Below are 17,371 nucleotides of genomic sequence, written 5' to 3'. Positions count from 1 at the left end.
TCTCCAAGGCACTCGCGAAGGCTGGTCATACGGCGCCGAACGAGAGTCCCTAGTCGCCGTCCGCCATTGCTCGGATGCTGGGCCGCCAGCCAGCAACGGGCAATGGCGGCCGTTCCGATGACCCAACATTTTCAGCGGTGCAGTTCAACTTGCCGCGCCCTGCGCCAATCCTGCCCTCTTCCATTCATTTATTCGCGTTCATCGCTACTTCGGCAAGTTATAGCCGATGCTCAATGTCTTCCCGGACTATCCAGCTCCGGCACGCAACACAGAAGCCGAAACCGAGATAACGCTGATGCGCTGGGGCATGCCAATGCCGCCACGCACAGGAGGCCCGCTAGTCACCATATCTCTCGAAATATCTTATCGCCGTTCTGGGTCCATCAGGCGCCGCCAATCGCTCGGGTGATCGTGCCGCTGCCACCGCAGTTCGGACAGGGCGAGCCGTCGATACGGCCTTCGCCGTGACACTCCGGGCACACGTCTTCGCCAGTACCTGGAGTTCCGGGGAGCGCCTCATCTCCGGGATTGAGCATATTCGGATTGCTCGCTTGCATCTGGGTCTGTGAGCTTGATCCGGCATTTCGAGTATTAGGACCCTTGTTCTTCATCATGCTCGCCTCCTTGCCTTTAATCGAGAACACGCCTTGGCGAGAGAAGTTGCTCGAGCGGCGGGGTGCTACTATGGCGGACTGCTGGCGAGTGCAGGACATACCGTGCCGGTCGGCAGAAGCACTGGATCAAGATGAACAACTGGAGCCATCCCAGGATCAGGCGCGAATTGTGATCCTGCTAAATCACGCGTTCGCTTAGGAGCCAGCCCGTCTTGAGCGGATTGGTGCGTCATGAAACGCAAGTCAAAAGAGATCAGCGCCGGTACATTCCTGCTCTTTGCAGTCGCGCTGCTCGTTTTCACTCTGAGATCTACGAGAGCGCAGGGGCCGATAGATCATGATCGAGATAATTCTGATCATGGCGGCGATTGGCATCCTGCTGGTCAGCTCAATCGTCACGGGCTTCGAGGCCAAGGCCGCGCTGGAGCGTCGCCGCCTCAAAGGATGATGCCCGCCACTGTCGACCACACTGCCGGTTGATTTTATCTGGACGAGCGTCATAGGCAATCAGCGAGCCATCCTCCAATCCAGCGGCCACTCCGATCTGGGCTCGCACCTCAATTTCGCTGCGCGATCCAGTAGCCTGAACAACGCGCGTTTCCTGAATGGCCACTCCACGTCCCGCGGCCAGAATTGCTCGAGAGCCTGCCTGAGCCGGAGGCGAATTTGTCCTGAACTGTCACCGACGCCCGAACTGCGCCGGAACGTGCTACGTAGCCTCTGAACCTGACCAAATTCGGATGGGTAACTATTCCGTCGGTGATGTCGACGGTGAAATTATAGGTCGCATCGCAAGCGCCTCTTTGCGTCACGAAAATGAGGCTCCAGGAACCGTCGAATGCAGAGCGGGCTTGCGCGACGGAGAGGAGCGCCACCAGGCAGCCCACGGCCGCCACACAAGTGAAAAGCTTTTTCATTGTTTGCTCCTAATTCCGGTGGGATGTCCGCCGCGGGGCCATGAGCAGACCAATGCATCCCACGGCGCTCACCGAGCAATCTGGCAGCGGTGTAGAAGATCAAGAGATGTTCGCGATGGTTTTTGCACACCCACAAGACGCAGTGGTTCAGCGCGGCTCGGAGCTACCACAGATCGACAATTTGCGAGGTGATCATGTTGCCGCTTTGATAGAGGTATGCCTCGCCCTGTCCGACGTCATATGCCCACCCACGATAACGGCCGCCCGCTCAAGATCACCTTCGGCCACATGCGCAGCATGGGCGTGCGTGGCATCCTCGTCTATTGCGCCGACTATCGGTGCGGCCATAGCGTTGCGCTCAGCGCCGATCGATGGTCTGACGACGTCCGGCTGTCGGATCTTGAGTCGCGGTTCATCTGTCAGGCTTGCGGTAGACGAGGCGCCGAGGTCCGGCCGGACTTCGATTGGAATACGCCGACAGTGCCAGCTATGGGCTACCGATGAAACTCACGACCGAACGTCCCTTCGCCGACCCGGAAGCCGCAGCCCGCAAGCTGGTCGAGCTCGCAAGGAGCATCGAGCCGGTCCAGGACGGCCGCATCCACATCGAGAAGATCAACGCGCCGTTCCTGTACACGCTCAAGGGTAGCGGGCTCAACCGAGGCTCGCTCGAGCTGCACGAGAGCGGCACCTTCGTGAGGCTGCTGACCAACGCGGAACACAACCCCGGCCTTTGAGGCGGGTCGGACCGGAAAGGCCGGAGCCGCTGGAGGAAGCTTGGTCCTCGGGCTAGCGAGGCGCAGGCTACTCAACTCACCGAGTTGTTCTGTTCGCTTCAGCACTGTTCCGGGCAGGAACTTCAGCAAATTCGTAAAATCCCCTGGAAGTGCTCAAGGGGCTAGGGCTGAAGCGAGGCGGTGAACTAAACACGCCGCTTCTTGCCACGGCCTTTAGGTCTCCTCCGTTCCGCCGCTGTAACCTTCCGCTTGGCTTTGGCCCCAACCCGACCAAGCGCTTGCTCGAAGGTCTCGGTCCGCTTCGTCGGGAGGCGACTCGCCAAGTCGGGCATGAACCTCTCGACGAGATCTCGCGTAGTCTCGTCGATCCATTCGATATCGTCAAAGGAAGCAATCTGGTCATGGAGGGCTCGGAAATCGTCGTCCGTCATGGGCGTACCATCGGGGCGGAGCGGTGCTCGCTTTGGCTTGATGCGTTTCATGGCGATTAACCGGAGTTTTCCGAAGATCGTTCCGAAGTCGAAGCAGCCTACCAAATAGCCCCGTCAGCATGAACCGGCCTGTCACAAGCCTGTGGCATGGCCGTTGCACGTTCGAAACCAACTGGGATTTCAGCGCTCAGTTCGAGAATGAAACGCTGCCGGGACCTGTATTTCGAGCCCGGCAGCGTTCTATTTCGAGACTGATGGGACAGTGCCAGCGTGAACCGGCGGCCTTGCTCATCAGACGGGTGCTGTCCCGAAGTTATGCAGGTAAATGTGCCGGTCTTAGAAGTGTCGGATGACCTTCTCGCTGCCGCGGCAGAAGCTCGCGGGCGTCGCTCATTGACCGCCTTCCGCAACTGAGGCAGCCACTTGGTTTTTCGGAATGGGAAACGCGACGGGGAAGGTGGTGGCCGCGAGGGCCACGAGCTTGCTCTGCTCCTCGGCCAAGCGGCGTTCGATGAACTGACGTTCAAGCTCCGATAGCCTCGTCCGAAGCAGTCGCCGGTAGCGGTGAATGTTGTTGCGGTGCGCGCGAATGCGGGCCAGATCTTCATCGAGCATCCTCGTCACTCCTGACGGTCGTCGCAATCCTTTGGTGTTGAGAAGGCGGGAAGAAAATTCCCCGCGGAAAAATATTCGAGCGAGGATCACTGTCAAGACGCCTCTTGCCGTGCATCCGAGTCCTTCAGGAAGGGGAGCGGGGCCCCGCCGTCACTGTGAATTTTTTTGCGGCCCACCTCTTGAAACGGCGTCTCGTTTTTCTAAGTCATTTTTCGCCGCGAGAGCGGTGTGCCGGATGCCTTCACGGGTCCGGCGCGGGCGCTGGGCCGGGTATCAGACCCGCTCTGAGTCCTGCCTTGCGCTCCTTGTATCCAACTTGCTCTTTGGAGGACTTGGTTATGAGGACCACCTTTGACTTCGCGCCTCTGTGGCGCTCCACCATCGGCTTCGACCACTTGGCCGACCTCGTCGACAGCACGCTGCGCCAGGCGAGCGAAGACCACTATCCCCCGTACAACATCGAACGCACCAGCGAGGACCACTACCGGATCTCGCTCGCCGTCGCCGGCTTTGGCGCTGACGACATCGCCGTGACGGCCGAGCAGAACGCGCTCACCGTCGAGGGCAGGAAGCCCGAGAAGGCGGCCGGCGAGTACCTGTACCAAGGGATCGCTGCGCGTCCGTTCCGGCGCGTGTTCAACCTGGCCGACTACGTCCACGTGACTGACGCCTCCTTCCGCGACGGACTGCTGATCATCGATCTCGTCCGAGAGGTACCCGAAGCCATGAAGCCGCGCCGGATCGAGATCGGAAGCGGCGCCTCTCCCGCCTCGCAGATCGAGCAGAAGAAGGCGGCCTGACGCCTGATCGAGGTTCGACCACGGAACGCGGCGCGCACAAGCGCAGCCGCGCTCCCTGTCTCATGCAACGATGGAGAAAAACCATGGCAGTTCGTGATCTCATTCCCTGGTCGAGAAACCAGGACCTTGCGCCGACGCGTGGCACCCACGATCCTTTCACGACGCTGCATCGCGAAATGAACCGCCTGTTCGACGAGGTCTTCCGAGGTTTCGGCGGGACGGGCCTGTCGCCGCTCATGGAAGGGCAATCCGGCTGGCCGAACATCGAGCTCAGCGAGACCGACAAGGCGCTGACGATCTCGGCCGAGCTTCCTGGCATGACGGAGAACGATGTCCAGATCGAAATCGCTAACGGGGTGCTGAGCATCCGCGGCGAGAAGAAGAGCGAGCGCAAGGACGAAGGCAGATACTTCACCGAGTGCCACTACGGCTCGTTCCAGCGGCAGATCGCGCTCCAGGACGTCGAGGAGGACAAGGCCGAGGCGTCGTTCAAGAACGGCGTCCTGACCATCTCGCTGCCGAAGTCCGAGAACCCGCGAGCGGGCGTCAAGCGCATCGCGATCAACAAGCAGTAAAGACCATCACGCACGGGCGGCGGTCGCCGCCGCCCGAACTCGCCGAACCTGTCCCGAGAAAGGAGCGTAAAGGGAGGCATCAATGACCAACGCCAACACGGACGCAGACAATCTCAATCCCCTCTTCCATCCGGCCGCGCACTATGCGTCTCCGGACGACATCCTGAACGACAACGAGCTCTCCGTGCCGGAGAAGCGGCTCATTCTGTCGTCATGGGCCTCCGACATGTTCGCAGTCGAATCCTGCCCCGCGCTGCGCGAGATACCGGGCATGGGTCACACAATCCGGCTCGCCGACATCCTGGCCGCGCTGCGGCGGCTCGACGGCGACGACGATCCGCCGCCCCGTGGGGGCGTGCCGATGCGACTGCGGCGGCCCTGGGCCGCCGCACTATGGAGTCCGCATGATGCTCGCGCATGCGACCGATCGCGGTCGCCGGTGACTCAATGGTGCTGATGCGCTGGGGTATGCCGCCCCCTCCAAGGACCGGCGGACCGCCGGTGACCAACATCCGCAACACCGCCTCGCCGCATTGGCGCGGATGGCTGAAGCCGGAGAACCGTTGCCTGGTCCCGTTCAACAGCTTCGCCGAGTACGCGCCCGAGCCGAACCCAGAGACAAAGAAGAAGGATGTCGTCTGGTTTGCGCTGAATGACGATCGTCCGCTCTGCGCCTTCGCAGGCATCTGGACCGAATTCAAGGGCGATCGGGGCACCAAGTCGAAGCCGGTCCCCGGCCCTCATGTTGTTTACGGATTTCTGACGGCGGCGCCGAACGCCATTGTCGCGCCAATTCATCCCAAGGCGATGCCGGTGATCTTGACGACTGACGAGGAGCGCGATGTCTGGATGCGTGCGCCATGGGACGAAGCGAAAGCCTTGCAGCGACCATTGCCGGATGATGCCCTCAAGATCGTCGCGCGAGGCGCCGACAAAGAAGACAAGGCTACTGCCTGACAAACTGCTCAGACACAGGGAGATTAAAGTGCAAACAAGCGTCATTCCGCATGGCCGTCATCACCGCCTACAACGGTCGTTGCGCATTGTCTGGATTGCCCGAACCTCTTCTTCTCGACGCCGCCCACATCGTCGCCGACAAGGACGAGCGCTACGGACAACCCGTCGTTTCCAATGGCATCCCGCTGTCCAAAATCCATCATGCGGCTTTCGACGCGCATTTGATCGGCATCGATCTGGATTATCGCCTCCACGTATCTGATCGCCTGCTGGCGCAGAACGATGGCCCCATGCTCGAAGCCCTGAAGCGGCTCCATGGCAACACAATTCACCTGCCAAGTCGCGCCAAAGACCTCCCCGACCGCGATAGGCTTGCGATGCGCTTTGAACGTTTCATCGCTGCTACGTGACAACGCACGTTACGCTTGGTGGAGCTGGATCGGAGCGCGCCCGACGTGGTTTAGTGCGCGCTTGATGTCCGTTATACCCCTGACAGCGGCGCGAGAGCGGACGTTATGGGAGGTCCGAGTCGGGCCACAACTCATGCAATGAAGCAATTACGGGCCTGCGATGCTCACTCGATCACGTCATCGGCGAGCGCGAGTAGCTTGTCTGTAATGGCGAGTCCAAGTGCTTTGGCGGCTTCCCCCTACTCGTTTGCAAAGCTCGTAGGCTTCAGAGGCCGCCCGGTTGGCGGCCTCTGGCATGTGAGAATTACAAGCAATTAGTTCGGCGCGCCATCAACCGCAAAGGAGCGGAACTTCGCGTATTTTTCGCCGAGTTTTCGGTGCTCAATATACTCGGGGTTGGCGCGCCACGCCTTGATCTTCTCCATGCTATCCCAGACCTGAACGACAACGCGCTTCGGTGCATCGCCGTCAAATGCTGTTACCTTTCCGCCATCGGCAGTAGCGGCTCCTCCGATCGCCAAGAAGCGACCGCCGGCTGCCTTAATGAGGGCTTGAGCCTTCGGGACGTACTCTTTCGCATAGGCATCGGGGTTGGTTACATCGATTTCTGCGACATAGTAGACAGGCGGCTTGGCTTGTGCGTGAAGACCCTCGGCCGCAAGACCGCCGATCGCGACGCCGGCAAGCAATGCTATTGCGATTTTGCAATTGGATCTCATGGCAAATCCCTTCTGTTGCGCGATTTCTATTCAATGACGATGCCCCCTCAACAATAGCGCAACCTAATTGCGTGTTGGACGCTACTGCTGGCTCGTGCGGACAGCACCCACTTCGCTGTCAGTCGTCAATTCGATGCTAAATCGACCAACGCCTGTTGGCTTAGTGTCAAATTTGACGACCTTGCCCGAGAGTGTGGCAAGTGTGCCAGAAGCGAGCTTGAACACCGCTTTGCCAGAGGATTCACTGCCGGCAGGCTTGCCATCTTTCATGACGACAGACCCTTTGCCCTCGGTGAGTTGGGTCACCGCGAGCCCGCCGGCCGCCCTGACAATTCCGCCAGCAGACAAGTACGTTCCTTGAGGACCATCCCACTCGCTGATAGAAGACCCTGTGTACACAGCGTCTTTCAGCAGACCCTCTACGCCAAGGCAAGAATATTGGAGACTGCGGAGCAGGTGTCCATCCCGGTCACCGACCGTCTCCTGGCTTATTGCGCCGACAATGCTGCATTCATATCGCCCCACCGTTTCCGCCAGCGCAAATCCGGTTACGCTGATCAAACCAAGAGCGGAACACGCAACTGTAACGAGGAAACGCTTGTTCATTGAAATCTCCTCTAAACGCGTGTGCGAACGCACACGATGCATTCGGGCGCAGGAGAACAGCCAAAAAAAGTGGTTGGTCTATTGAGGCTCAGTGCCCGCCGGTGGCTCTGACGCTGCCCGCCAAAAATGACCGGGACTTCGGCACGTCCCTTCCGGCAGCTCGCACAAGTATGCCCTGAACCCTACACCTTCAGAAAGGAGGCAGGAAGAAGGTCCTTCAACCATAAAGAGGTATCCAGACGAGGCATTCCGGTATCCGTAGGTCAATACGCACAATACGACAAAGGGAATTTAGCGATCCGCCGATTTCTGCCTTGGGTCAGTCGCGTCGTCTTTGGCCCGCTCCCAGATGTCCGCTTAACCCCTGACAGCGGCGGAATAGCAGAAATCCCCACCGTCGCTTCGGGCCAATTCCAGACTCATGCAGCGCAGCAAATGGACGCCTATTCGATTAGTCGGCGCGCGCGAGCAGCGATTGTGGTACCGCGATGCCGAGTGCCTTGCACCACCGCCGCTGGTCCTGAATAGGCATTGCGCCCGTTTGCGACTTCCAGCCGAGGTGTCGCGGCCTCGCCATCGAACGCGACCATTTGCGCCTGCTCAGCGCCGCTGTACCCAGTGATCCTCTGACTTACTCCACCGAGTGGGCGGAACTATCAGGGCTTTTTTCTTTTACCCGCGAGAGCACCCGTGGCGTCAATTGCGACGCCGCTTCCGCAATTGGTTGCGTGTCGGTTTCTCCAGCCGCCATTCCTTGCGGGTTCACAACCATCTTGGTCGCTGCATCGTGTGCCTCGAGGACATCGAGCGACTGCTCGAGCTCTGATTTCGCGGCAAAGCAGTGGGACATCGAGCGCGCCATCGCCAGGGCAGCCAAGCCGCGCGACCCCGGACAATCCCAACCAATCGCCGCAAGGCAATGCGCTCGCCGCGATCTGCGCCGAATGTCACGGCCGCGTCTCATAAATAGACTTTGATTGGCGCGTTTTTTCCTCCCGCGCCCCCCGAGCAAACCCGACGCGCCAAGACCAGTGGCGAACAAACCCAGAGGCCTGGGTCGCCGGTTGCGCTTGTGAAAAATTACTAAGTCTTTACAGAAAAACGCAGCTTCCGCGTGTCTTCGGTTTGTTTATTCTTTCACACTAGCGCAGCACTTCATAGGAGGCGTTCCAATTGTCGCTGCTTCAAGACGCCAAGTGCGCGACGGATGACTGTCGCAGGTAAATTGAACGGCCCCGACATTATTATCGGTACTCACCCCTCCCGCAATTGTCAGGCACTTACCGGTCTGCACATTCTGGATCTGAACAACGTCGCCTACGTTGTTTATCTTCCAGGTGCGCGACGGATGACTGTCGCAGGTAAATTGAACGGCTTCTACATTATTATCGGTACTCACCCCTCCCGCTATTGTCAGGCACTTACCGGTCTGCACATTCTGGATCTGAACAACGCCGCCTACGTTGTTTATCTTCCAGCTGCGCGACGGATGACTGTCGCAGGTAAATTGGACGGCCTCTACATTATTATCGGCACTCACCCCTCCCGCAATTGTCAGGCACTTACCGGTCTGCACATTTGTCAATTTTTTGTCACCGCCCCTCTGGGGCACAAAGCCAACTACCACGCCCGCATGATCGGATGGCCATAATCCCGATGGTGTGCGGTCGGCCGGCAAAGTACCGATGAGCCTTGCCTCCCCAACGTTGATACTAGGGGGCACGATCACCAGATCAATCCGATGGTCTAACTGGGGCGTGGGATCGCTAAGATTGGGAGCCTGACAGCAGGTACAACCGCCCCGATCGTGATCGCCTGTGGGGCGGGGCTCGGGGCATAAGGCCATGGGATTCACCTTTTTCCACGCGTCGATCCCGCCGGAATCGTGGACGAGAATTTTGTAGGTGTCGAGCCCAGCCACAGTGTTGAAATCACCCGCGTACACGACCGGAAGAACGGATCCCCCCGGAAGATCAGGTTTCCCCGCGCTTTGAATAAGCTCTAATGCCTGTGCCCTCTGAACGGCTATCGGGTCAGGAAGATTAGGTTGTGGCGGTGTCAAATGCGTTACTACGAACCGGAACTTAAAGGCGCCGACTTCAACATCGACCGAGCCCCAGCCGAACGTACGGAACGGGCCAACCTCCGGTTTGCCCCAGTATTCCTCGACTTGAACATTCGACAGCTTGAGACGGTTCGAGGAAGCGCGTTTGAGGATGACGGTCCGATCCGTTAGGCGGACAACGAAGTTCAGGGGACTCGAAGTCGAAGATTGCAGATCGCTGTTGGGGATGACGGCAACAGTCTCGTAATGCTCGTTAAGTTCGTTAAGCGCATCACGCAAAAGCTGGAGTTGATCGTGCACCACCTCCGTTGCCGCAATTTTGGGGTCATTCGGCGTGGGACCACTTCCTTTGCGCAAGATGCTTACTTCTTGGAGCGCAACGAGATCAGGTTGGTTGGCACGAATCTCCTTGGCGATGGCGGCCGCCCGGTCCTTTGGTTTGGTGTCAACAGTTTCGGTGAAAAACTTTGCAAACGCATCCGGAGTCCCCGTCCTTAAAGTTGCTTCGTTCCCCTGATCGATATTTTGAGTCATAATGATCACTTGGTCGTCGGGGGGCTGCGCTCCCACGGATGTGCTCGCCACCATCGCGGCGGCCAGCATCATGCAGAGCCAGATTTTTCTGCCGATGGTCATTCCCGGGCTCCTTCCATAGTGCGTTGTTGAAACGCAAACGCACACGCCCGTCGCGGGCGTCGCAGTTTGCCGGTAAAACTTCTCAGCTCGGGACGCTCCTGTTCACGGTGGAAACGTTGCTGCCTGCTCGAGTTCGGTGCTGGGTGCGGGTTGATGGGGCCGCGCGAAAACAAAACGAGATGTCACGGGTATTTCCGCTCCGGCTCTACCGTCTTGGCCGATTAGGATCAATCCGGCTCCGCCATTTGCCACATTCAGAATAATCGGCTCGCCGCTCCACTTCTTGATTGGCTCCATTCCGATGATGAGAAATTCACCCATGGGTTGGTCGAGATATTGGATTCGCAATTGCGGGCCGACCTCGGCCGCAGCAAGTTCAAAGCCGAGCTGTCGAGCGCGCGCGTAAACCGTGGCCAGGCTCACGGTATCGGACGTGAACCCTAGCTGGGCTGGCGATAGGGCGACGAGGTCCACATCTGTCTTATGAGAGGTAACGGCGAACGTCGGTCGAGCAAGAATTTCAGCGGCTTGCCCACCGATATTGCAGCCCATACGGTCCATGTCGTTGCGCAGCCTAATCAAGTCAGCGAAGGTGCCAATTGTAATCGTCTTCCATGTCGCAACATCGCGGGCGGACTTGATAGGCTGTTGGGGCGGCTGGGCGGAGCGCGTCTTGAGTTTTAGCTGGTTCTGCAAGACATCGCGGGCGGTGCATTGAGCCCACGCGTTATTCGCGGATTGAAGCATGCAGGCTGCACAGAGCATCGAAAGGATGAAGTGACCGCTACCCCGCCTTGCACCCGAATAAGGAGCGGCTCGGTTTTTGGTAATAGACATGCGAAAATCGCTTCGTGGTAACACTTGACAGAAAAAGCCCGCCTCCGGGTCAATGGGAAGAACGGAGGGAAATGCATCAATGAAATATCGCCCGGCCGACTTTTGAAATGCGTCCGAAGGCGGGGCCGAATGGCTCAAGTATTCCAATACCAAATGACAGGCGGCAGTCCGTAAGTCCGCCATATCAGACCTAGGAGGAATGATGTGCTGAAAACATAGCATACGACCGTCCTCGCCAGGGAGACGAAATGCAGATTCACGACTGTCGTATTCCGGGACTGGTTTTGGTCGTTAGGGCAATCGCCAACACCGCTGGCCGGACTGAGGCCAAGCGGTCCCAAGCTGGGCGAAGGCACGACGCTGCGGTCGTAACATTTCGAGCGATCATGCCGGCCGATTGCCGCTTGTGCTCCTCGAGCCAATAGCTTTCATACCAGGAGCGATCGACTTGAAGGAAGCGCATCGCGAGGTCGTGGTCTGCGGGAGAGCGATGCGAACAACGAGTTGGCATGGCACTCTCCTTGCGTTTATCGGACGCCTCGCGGATCGCTACCTCGGTTCGAGGCGACGTAGTCGATCTCGCCACGCGAAGTACCGATGTCCATCAGCTCCCTGTCACTTAGGCCGGACAAATCAGCGCGTAGCTGCTCGCGTATGCGCATTTCCAGAAACGTCTCCCAATGTCTTTCCAAGAAGCTGACGACGCGCCGGGCAGAAGCGAGGCGTCTGTCCCACCCTGTTGAAATATATGTTGTGCTCATTGTGCAATCTCCGGATTCCCAACTCGGCCTGGCACGCGGATCATCGGCGCTGTCCTGGTTGGGGACTTGCAGTCCTCAAGATGAGCTTTGACGGCAACGGAGCAGATGCCGACCGAAGCTGTCACACCCAAGCGCCCGCCGTCGCGTTATCGCTCTGACAAGCCGACTGTGGTCAGCTTCACGGCCGTTGCCTTCGCCGTCATGCTGGGGCGCGGCGTCAGGACAGCGATCTGATGCGCAGACGCCGGCATCCCGCCGTACATCAGCGTTGGGGTCGCCGACTGTTCCTTAACATCTTGCGCTCCCATTACTGCGACCTGATGTCGCGTGATCGGAAGGCCTTTCAATTCAAAGCTTGGAAGCTTTGCGGCCCCTGCCCGGGAGCCGGCTACCATCACTGCCGCAACAGCGGCCACCGAGAACATTTTCTTCATGGCAATCCTCCTCTGCAAACAAAACAGAATATTCGCACCACAACTTCCAAAATGACCTAAATCAATTCGCCCGCGCGTAATGTAAGTACCTATGCATCGGCTTGCTCCGTTCGTTACTCTTGCCTTCCGGTAAGCCGATAGAGACATGATGGTCGTCGCCGCGGTGGGGCGAGGCTACGCCCAGGAACCGCACCGGGCGTTGAGTTTTGCCAATGTATGAAAAAAAATCTGAGCGGTGGGATCGGCCCATCGCCGGCATCGCATGCCACGTCGCACCAGGAAGCCAGGAATGGGCTACTCGCCCTTGATGTCGCGCACAAGCTTCTCTAGACGGCCGATGTCGGTGACCCGCAGGTTGCGTCCCTCGCGACGCAACAGACCGATCGAAGTGAGACGGCTTACCTCCCGAGAAACTGCTTCTCTATGAGTGCTAACACGGTTGGCGATGTCGGAAAGCGATGGGGCCGGCGACAACAACGGTTGCGCTCCGTCTCTATCAGCATCAGTCGCCAGACGGAGCAATTCCGCCTGAATTCGGTTTTGCACAACAAGTGTGCTGAACTCGAGCACGCGTTGCGACAATCTTCTCAGTTCACCCGCGATGTGGCGCAGCGTTGCCATTGCGACGCTTGGCTCCTTGAGCAGCAGATTTTCAAACTGACTAGAGGTCAGGGTCGCGACGGTGGCTACCTCCAGTGCCTCGATCGATGCCGATCGTGGGCTCCCGTCGATGGCAGAAATCTCACCAAAAATGTCGCCCGTCCTAAGGTCCCTAAGGATGATAGCTTTCCCACGTGCCGAGTGGATGATTGCGCGGACCCTGCCGGAGACAAGAAAGAATACATTGTTCGAAGGATCGCGATACCCAAGTATTTCTTCACCGCGTTTGTAAGTATGCCATCTGCACGTCTTGGCGAGCTCCTCCAAAGATATCTGCGATAGACCAGCCAGGATCTGGACGCGCTTTAAAAACTCCAACTGCCGGCCAGGGTGCATGGGGCTCGCTGCCTCGGATAGGACTCAATCCGCCGACGGGAATCTGGACCCCGATCATCCCATGTTACGAGCACTGCTTCCAAAAGCAGAACAATCGGGGCAAGCACTCCGGCTCTCCCTCGCCGAGCAGACGTCTTATTGAATTACATCGTCGCCATCGCAACCGCGAGACGATAGCACTGACCAGAGCCAAGGTCCGAATCGGATCATGACCCATAAGACTCGGATTGAACAAATGTTTTTCCGGTCGCCCCGACACCCGGCATCAGGGAAACGCACCGAATTTTTGGGTCGCGCCAGTTCGAGACCTTAGCATGTGCAGCGAAGTGCATGCGCCGAACTCGGTCCTACTCGATCAACTCGTCAGCGAGGACAAGCGGCGAGGGTGGGATGGTAGCCGAGTGCATTGGCCCGCGGCCAATGTTATCGTCGACCCGCAACGACACGGTTACTGGCCTCGGCCGGCCGATGCCCGGCACGGGAGGATCGTCAATGACGGCTGCTGAAATCCCCGTCGTACCGGTGTCCGAGCTCGAGCACCGCACCCATTTGCGCCGGGCGATCATCGCCAGCACGGTCGGCACGACAATCGCATGGTACGATTTCCTGCTGTATGGCCAGATGGCCGCGATCATCTTCGCTAAACTGTATTTTCCGTCGTCCGAACCGCTCACCGCCACGCTGCAGGCGTTCGCCACTTTCGCAGTCGGCTTTGTCGCTCGACCGATCGGCGCGGCGATCTTCGGCCATTACGGCGATCGCATCGGCCGCAAGGCGGCGCTGATCGCGACGCTATTGCTAACTGGCTTGTCGACCTTCCTGGTAGGCTGCGTCCCGACCTATGAGCAGATCGGCGTTTGGGGCGCGGTCTTGCTGATCGTCCTGCGGTTTGTTCAGGGAATCGGCGCCGGCGGTGAATGGGGCGGCTCGGTCCTGATGTCGATGGAGTGGGCGCGCACCAACCGGAATCACGGGATCGTCGCGGCCTGGCCACAACTCGGCGGGCCAGCCGGGTTCTTCTTGGCGACCCTGGCGATCCTGGCGTTCAGCCAGATGTCGGGGGAAGAATTCCTGAGCTGGGGCTGGCGCGTCCCGTTCTGGCTGAGCATTGTCATGTTCGCAATCGGCTTGTGGATCCGTCTCGGCATTCTCGAGACGCCGATCTTCGAGCGGCTGATCGCCGAGGAGCGGGTGGCACGCGCGCCCGTCGTCGAAGTTTTCAAACGCCAACCGAGGGAGATCGCCCTCACCGCGCTCGTGCGCATGGGCGAGATGGCGCCGGTCTTCATCTACCTTGCTTTCATCTTCCCCTACGGCACACAGGTCGTTCACCTGTCGCGCGACTTCATTCTGATAGCGCTTCTGATCGGCTCGTTCATATCGTTCTTCACGATCCCGTTATCCGGCTATCTGTCTGACCGGCTCGGCCGCAAGCGGGTTTATGTTTTCGGCGCGGCCGCCACTGGGCTCTTCGCGTTTCCCTATTTCGCGATGCTCAACAGCGCTGTGCCCGGCCTGGTGATCATGGCGACCATCTTCGCATTGTTTTTCCATGACTTGATGTGGGGGCCGCTGGCGGCGCTGACTGCCGAAGTATTCACGCCCCGCCTGCGCTACAGCGGCGCCTCGATCGGCTTTCAACTGGCTGCGGTGGCTGCCGGCGGGCCGGCGCCGATGATCGCGACAGCGCTATTGGCCGCCACAGGTTCGGGCTATGTCATCGCGCTCTACATCCTCGGCTGCGCGATCGTCAGCATTGTCAGCACAGCGCTCCTGCCGGACGTCAAGGATCGCGATTTCGCGCGCGATCACCTTTGACGCGATAGGTCGGGGTCCCAGCGGAGACCTAGATTCATCGTGATCCACCAAAGAACCGGTTTAGTCATGGGTCCCGACCTCCGAAGGCCGGACCCGCGGGCCAGGGGCTCCGCTTCCTCGGGCCATTATTGCGCCGACGCCGGCACGACGTGTCGGTGGCCCTCAACAAGTTTGGCGATTTCAAGCTGCGCGCCGGCTTATCCATCGCGCCGCATATCCCTGTGTTGTGCGGTCGACAGCACCCTTCCGAGCAATGGCCCATAGCTTCCGGTCTACCTCCCGGAGCTGACATGACCTTCCGCACCGCCATGGGCAGAAGGGGCCACTCACGCACCGCAGCAGACCCGCCTCATTCGATCACCGCGTCGGCCTGGACAAGCAGGGTTGGGGGCACCTCGACGCCGAGCGCCTTGGCGGTTTTTAGATTGATGACCAATTCGTACGTGACCGGCTGTTCAACCGGCAGATCGGCCGGTTTGGCTCCCCTGAGGATCTTATCGACATAGGCCGCGGCTCTCCGCCAAAGCTCGGGGAAGCTCGGCCCGTAACACATCAACCCGCCGGCATCGACGTGAGGTCTGTTAGTATAGACGGTCGGTAGCCGGTATTGGACCGAGAGCTCGGCGAGCCGAAATCGATAGACACTGAACATCGGGTCACCAAATACAAACAGCGCCTGCACCCGCTCTCGAGCCATCGTTGCGAATGCGATCTCGAACCGGTCCGGCGCGTCGACGTCCAGAAGCAAGAGCTCAAGTCCAAGAGACTTGGCCGCGGCCTCAATATTTTCCATCGCCACCAAATGGTTCGGACTGGCTGAGTTCGACAGCACGGCGACATGGCGGATGTTCGGAGCCATCTCGTGCAGCAGGCTCAAGTCCTTGCGGAAGATCTCCGGACCATCGCTATATGAAAGGCCCGTGACGTTGCCGCCTGGCTGCGCAAGGCTCGCAATCAGGCCATGCCGGACAGGGTTGTCGAGCCCAATGCCCACGATAGGGATCGCCTGTGTGACGTTCCTCGCGGCCTGCGCTGCCGGCGTCGGTGATGCAACGACAACGTCCGCCTTGAGCTTGACCAACTCCGCCGCGAGGCCCGGCAGCCTGTCACGATCGCCATCGGCAAATCGGTAGTCGATAAAGATATTCTGTCCTTCAATCCATCCGAGGTCACGAAGCTCGCGCTCAAAGACCTCGCGAAGCGTTGAAGTTAGCGCGCCGAATCCAAGATATCCTATGCGATAGGATCTGCTGGCCTGCTGCTCGTGCGCGCCTGCTGACAGTCCGAACGCCCAGAGTGCAAATGCGAGGCAAGCCAATCGTCTCATTCAATCACCTCGTCGGCTTGAGCAAGCAGCGATGAAGAAACGTCGACGCCAAGCGCTCTCGCAGCTTTCAAATTGATCACGAGTTCAAATTTGACCGGCAGCTGCACGGGAAGATCGGCGATTTGCGAGCCCCTCAGGACGCGATCAACGTAAGCTGCGGCTCGCCGATATAAATCAAGGATATCGATACCATAAGACATCAATCCGCCGCCTGAAGCAAAAAAGCGGAAAGCATAGATTGCGGGAACACGGTCTCGGGCCGCCGTCGAGATGATTAACTCGTGATGGATGCCATTAAAGATATCTGGCATCACCACGAGCCCTCCATTGGGTTCGCCGGCAACCGCGGCAATCCCTTGTTCGATCCCGGCAGTATCGCGCACTGGCACAGCGATCGATTGGATACCCAGCGATGTTGCAGCTGCCTCCAACGGGCGCAAGTAATATGATCCGCCTCCCGGAGCGGTCTCCGGGTTGAAAATACAGTGAACCCGTGCGAGCCTGGGCGCGATTTGCTTCAATAGATCCACCCACTTTCCCGCAAGTGATGGCTCCAGGTCTACGAGGCCACTGGCATTGCCGCCAGGCCTGGCCAAGCTAGCAACAAAGCCGCTTTTGACTGGATCGGTAACCTGCACGAAAACAATGGGAGTGGCGCGTGTCTCGCCGAGTAATGCCGTTACTATAGCCGTGTTCTGGGCGACAATGACGTCAGGCTGCTGACTGACCAGCTCTTTCGCGAGCGTTCGGGTCCGTTCAAGATCGCCACCAGCCCAGCGGTATTCAACCTGGATGTTGCGATCCCTATTCCAACCAAGCTGCGAAAGCCCTTGCTCCAACGCCTGGGCCTGTTTCTTTCCTTCAGCGTCCGCGAACGAGCGCCCCAACAGCACTCCAATGCGCCGCTGTCTGTCTTGCGGACGTGCCACGAGCGGCCACCCTGCAACGCCAGCGGCACAAAGCAGCGTGATAAAGTTGCGCCGCCTCATGACCATCCCTCGCGGGCATCATAGCCCCGCCGCATCGCGGTAAGCATGTCGCCATGTACATCATAGCACTTAATCGGCGAATGGCAGAGATGGGTCAAACTGAGCCCTTGCTGCGCGGGATCGCGGC

At 59.1% G+C, this 17,371-nt stretch carries 20 protein-coding genes; 7 read left to right on the top strand and 13 right to left on the bottom strand.

Annotated elements, in window-relative coordinates; translation table 11 throughout:
- Window positions 1-383: 383 nt before the first annotated feature.
- Complete coding sequence (locus tag MTX21_RS36190) at window positions 384-614, bottom strand: hypothetical protein (protein WP_280971187.1); 231 nt, start codon at window positions 612-614, stop codon at window positions 384-386.
- 557 nt (window positions 615-1,171) lie between these two features.
- On the bottom strand, window positions 1,172-1,531 hold the full coding sequence (locus MTX21_RS36185; RefSeq protein WP_280966419.1) for a hypothetical protein: 360 nt from the start codon (window positions 1,529-1,531) through the stop codon (window positions 1,172-1,174).
- A gap of 500 nt (window positions 1,532-2,031) precedes the next feature.
- Between MTX21_RS36185 and MTX21_RS36175 the strand changes: the two genes are divergently transcribed.
- A complete protein-coding gene (locus tag MTX21_RS36175) occupies window positions 2,032-2,268 on the top strand; it encodes a hypothetical protein (RefSeq protein WP_280969221.1) in 237 nt (78 codons plus the stop codon).
- 821 nt (window positions 2,269-3,089) lie between these two features.
- Here the strand turns inward: MTX21_RS36175 and MTX21_RS36170 are convergent.
- A complete protein-coding gene (locus MTX21_RS36170; RefSeq protein WP_280969220.1) occupies window positions 3,090-3,314 on the bottom strand; it encodes a hypothetical protein in 225 nt (74 codons plus the stop codon).
- Window positions 3,315-3,652: 338 nt separating this feature from the next.
- Between MTX21_RS36170 and MTX21_RS36165 the strand changes: the two genes are divergently transcribed.
- From MTX21_RS36165 to MTX21_RS36145, 5 genes are all read left to right on the top strand, one after another.
- Window positions 3,653-4,114 carry an Hsp20 family protein gene (locus MTX21_RS36165; RefSeq protein WP_280969219.1) on the top strand — a complete coding sequence of 154 codons (462 nt, stop codon included), beginning with the start codon at window positions 3,653-3,655 and terminating at the stop codon, window positions 4,112-4,114.
- Window positions 4,115-4,197: 83 nt separating this feature from the next.
- Window positions 4,198-4,689: an Hsp20/alpha crystallin family protein gene (locus MTX21_RS36160; RefSeq protein WP_280969218.1), complete on the top strand. Its 492-nt coding sequence runs from the start codon at window positions 4,198-4,200 to the stop codon at window positions 4,687-4,689.
- 82 nt (window positions 4,690-4,771) lie between these two features.
- On the top strand, window positions 4,772-5,146 hold the full coding sequence (locus MTX21_RS36155; protein ID WP_280969217.1) for a hypothetical protein: 375 nt from the start codon (window positions 4,772-4,774) through the stop codon (window positions 5,144-5,146).
- Window positions 5,107-5,646, top strand: coding sequence for an SOS response-associated peptidase family protein (locus MTX21_RS36150; RefSeq protein WP_280969216.1), 540 nt, complete (start codon window positions 5,107-5,109; stop codon window positions 5,644-5,646). Before MTX21_RS36155 ends, MTX21_RS36150 begins: the two co-directional genes overlap by 40 nt.
- Window positions 5,647-5,696: 50 nt before the next feature.
- Window positions 5,697-6,056, top strand: a complete 360-nt coding sequence (locus tag MTX21_RS36145) for an HNH endonuclease (protein WP_280969215.1) — start codon at window positions 5,697-5,699, stop codon at window positions 6,054-6,056.
- A gap of 314 nt (window positions 6,057-6,370) precedes the next feature.
- Here the strand turns inward: MTX21_RS36145 and MTX21_RS36140 are convergent, their stop codons facing one another.
- From MTX21_RS36140 to MTX21_RS36105, 8 genes are all read right to left on the bottom strand, one after another.
- Window positions 6,371-6,745, bottom strand: coding sequence for a DUF1330 domain-containing protein (locus tag MTX21_RS36140; RefSeq protein ID WP_280969214.1), 375 nt, complete (start codon window positions 6,743-6,745; stop codon window positions 6,371-6,373).
- Window positions 6,746-6,856: 111 nt separating this feature from the next.
- A complete protein-coding gene (locus tag MTX21_RS36135) occupies window positions 6,857-7,381 on the bottom strand; it encodes a hypothetical protein (RefSeq protein WP_280969213.1) in 525 nt (174 codons plus the stop codon).
- 631 nt (window positions 7,382-8,012) lie between these two features.
- On the bottom strand, window positions 8,013-8,258 hold the full coding sequence (locus tag MTX21_RS36130; protein ID WP_280969212.1) for a hypothetical protein: 246 nt from the start codon (window positions 8,256-8,258) through the stop codon (window positions 8,013-8,015).
- A gap of 252 nt (window positions 8,259-8,510) precedes the next feature.
- Window positions 8,511-10,082, bottom strand: a complete 1,572-nt coding sequence (locus tag MTX21_RS36125) for an RICIN domain-containing protein (protein WP_280969211.1) — start codon at window positions 10,080-10,082, stop codon at window positions 8,511-8,513.
- A 102-nt stretch (window positions 10,083-10,184) separates the two neighbouring features.
- Window positions 10,185-10,847 carry a hypothetical protein gene (locus MTX21_RS36120; RefSeq protein ID WP_280970903.1) on the bottom strand — a complete coding sequence of 221 codons (663 nt, stop codon included), beginning with the start codon at window positions 10,845-10,847 and terminating at the stop codon, window positions 10,185-10,187.
- 599 nt (window positions 10,848-11,446) lie between these two features.
- Window positions 11,447-11,581, bottom strand: a complete 135-nt coding sequence (locus MTX21_RS36115) for a DUF1127 domain-containing protein (protein WP_280970902.1) — start codon at window positions 11,579-11,581, stop codon at window positions 11,447-11,449.
- A gap of 245 nt (window positions 11,582-11,826) precedes the next feature.
- The gene (locus MTX21_RS36110) at window positions 11,827-12,114 is read right to left on the bottom strand and encodes a hypothetical protein (RefSeq protein ID WP_280969210.1); all 288 of its coding nucleotides are present in this window, start codon (window positions 12,112-12,114) and stop codon (window positions 11,827-11,829) included.
- A gap of 294 nt (window positions 12,115-12,408) precedes the next feature.
- On the bottom strand, window positions 12,409-13,041 hold the full coding sequence (locus tag MTX21_RS36105) for a Crp/Fnr family transcriptional regulator (RefSeq protein WP_280971344.1): 633 nt from the start codon (window positions 13,039-13,041) through the stop codon (window positions 12,409-12,411).
- A gap of 561 nt (window positions 13,042-13,602) precedes the next feature.
- Here MTX21_RS36105 and MTX21_RS36100 point away from each other — a divergent pair.
- Window positions 13,603-14,928, top strand: a complete 1,326-nt coding sequence (locus MTX21_RS36100) for an MFS transporter (RefSeq protein WP_280969208.1) — start codon at window positions 13,603-13,605, stop codon at window positions 14,926-14,928.
- A 349-nt stretch (window positions 14,929-15,277) separates the two neighbouring features.
- Here MTX21_RS36100 and MTX21_RS36095 read toward each other — a convergent pair whose 3' ends face one another.
- Together MTX21_RS36095 and MTX21_RS36090 are read right to left on the bottom strand one after the other, a co-directional pair.
- Window positions 15,278-16,255 (bottom strand): ABC transporter substrate-binding protein, encoded by a 978-nt coding sequence (locus MTX21_RS36095; RefSeq protein ID WP_280969207.1) that lies wholly within the window; start codon window positions 16,253-16,255, stop codon window positions 15,278-15,280.
- Window positions 16,252-17,244: an ABC transporter substrate-binding protein gene (locus tag MTX21_RS36090; protein WP_280969206.1), complete on the bottom strand. Its 993-nt coding sequence runs from the start codon at window positions 17,242-17,244 to the stop codon at window positions 16,252-16,254. Before MTX21_RS36090 ends, MTX21_RS36095 begins: the two co-directional genes overlap by 4 nt.
- Between the last annotated feature and the right edge of the window lie 127 nt (window positions 17,245-17,371).

This window comes from Bradyrhizobium sp. ISRA430 (genome assembly GCF_029909975.1).
Taxonomy (GTDB): domain Bacteria; phylum Pseudomonadota; class Alphaproteobacteria; order Rhizobiales; family Xanthobacteraceae; genus Bradyrhizobium.
This window is presented reverse-complemented; position numbering and strand designations above follow the sequence as displayed.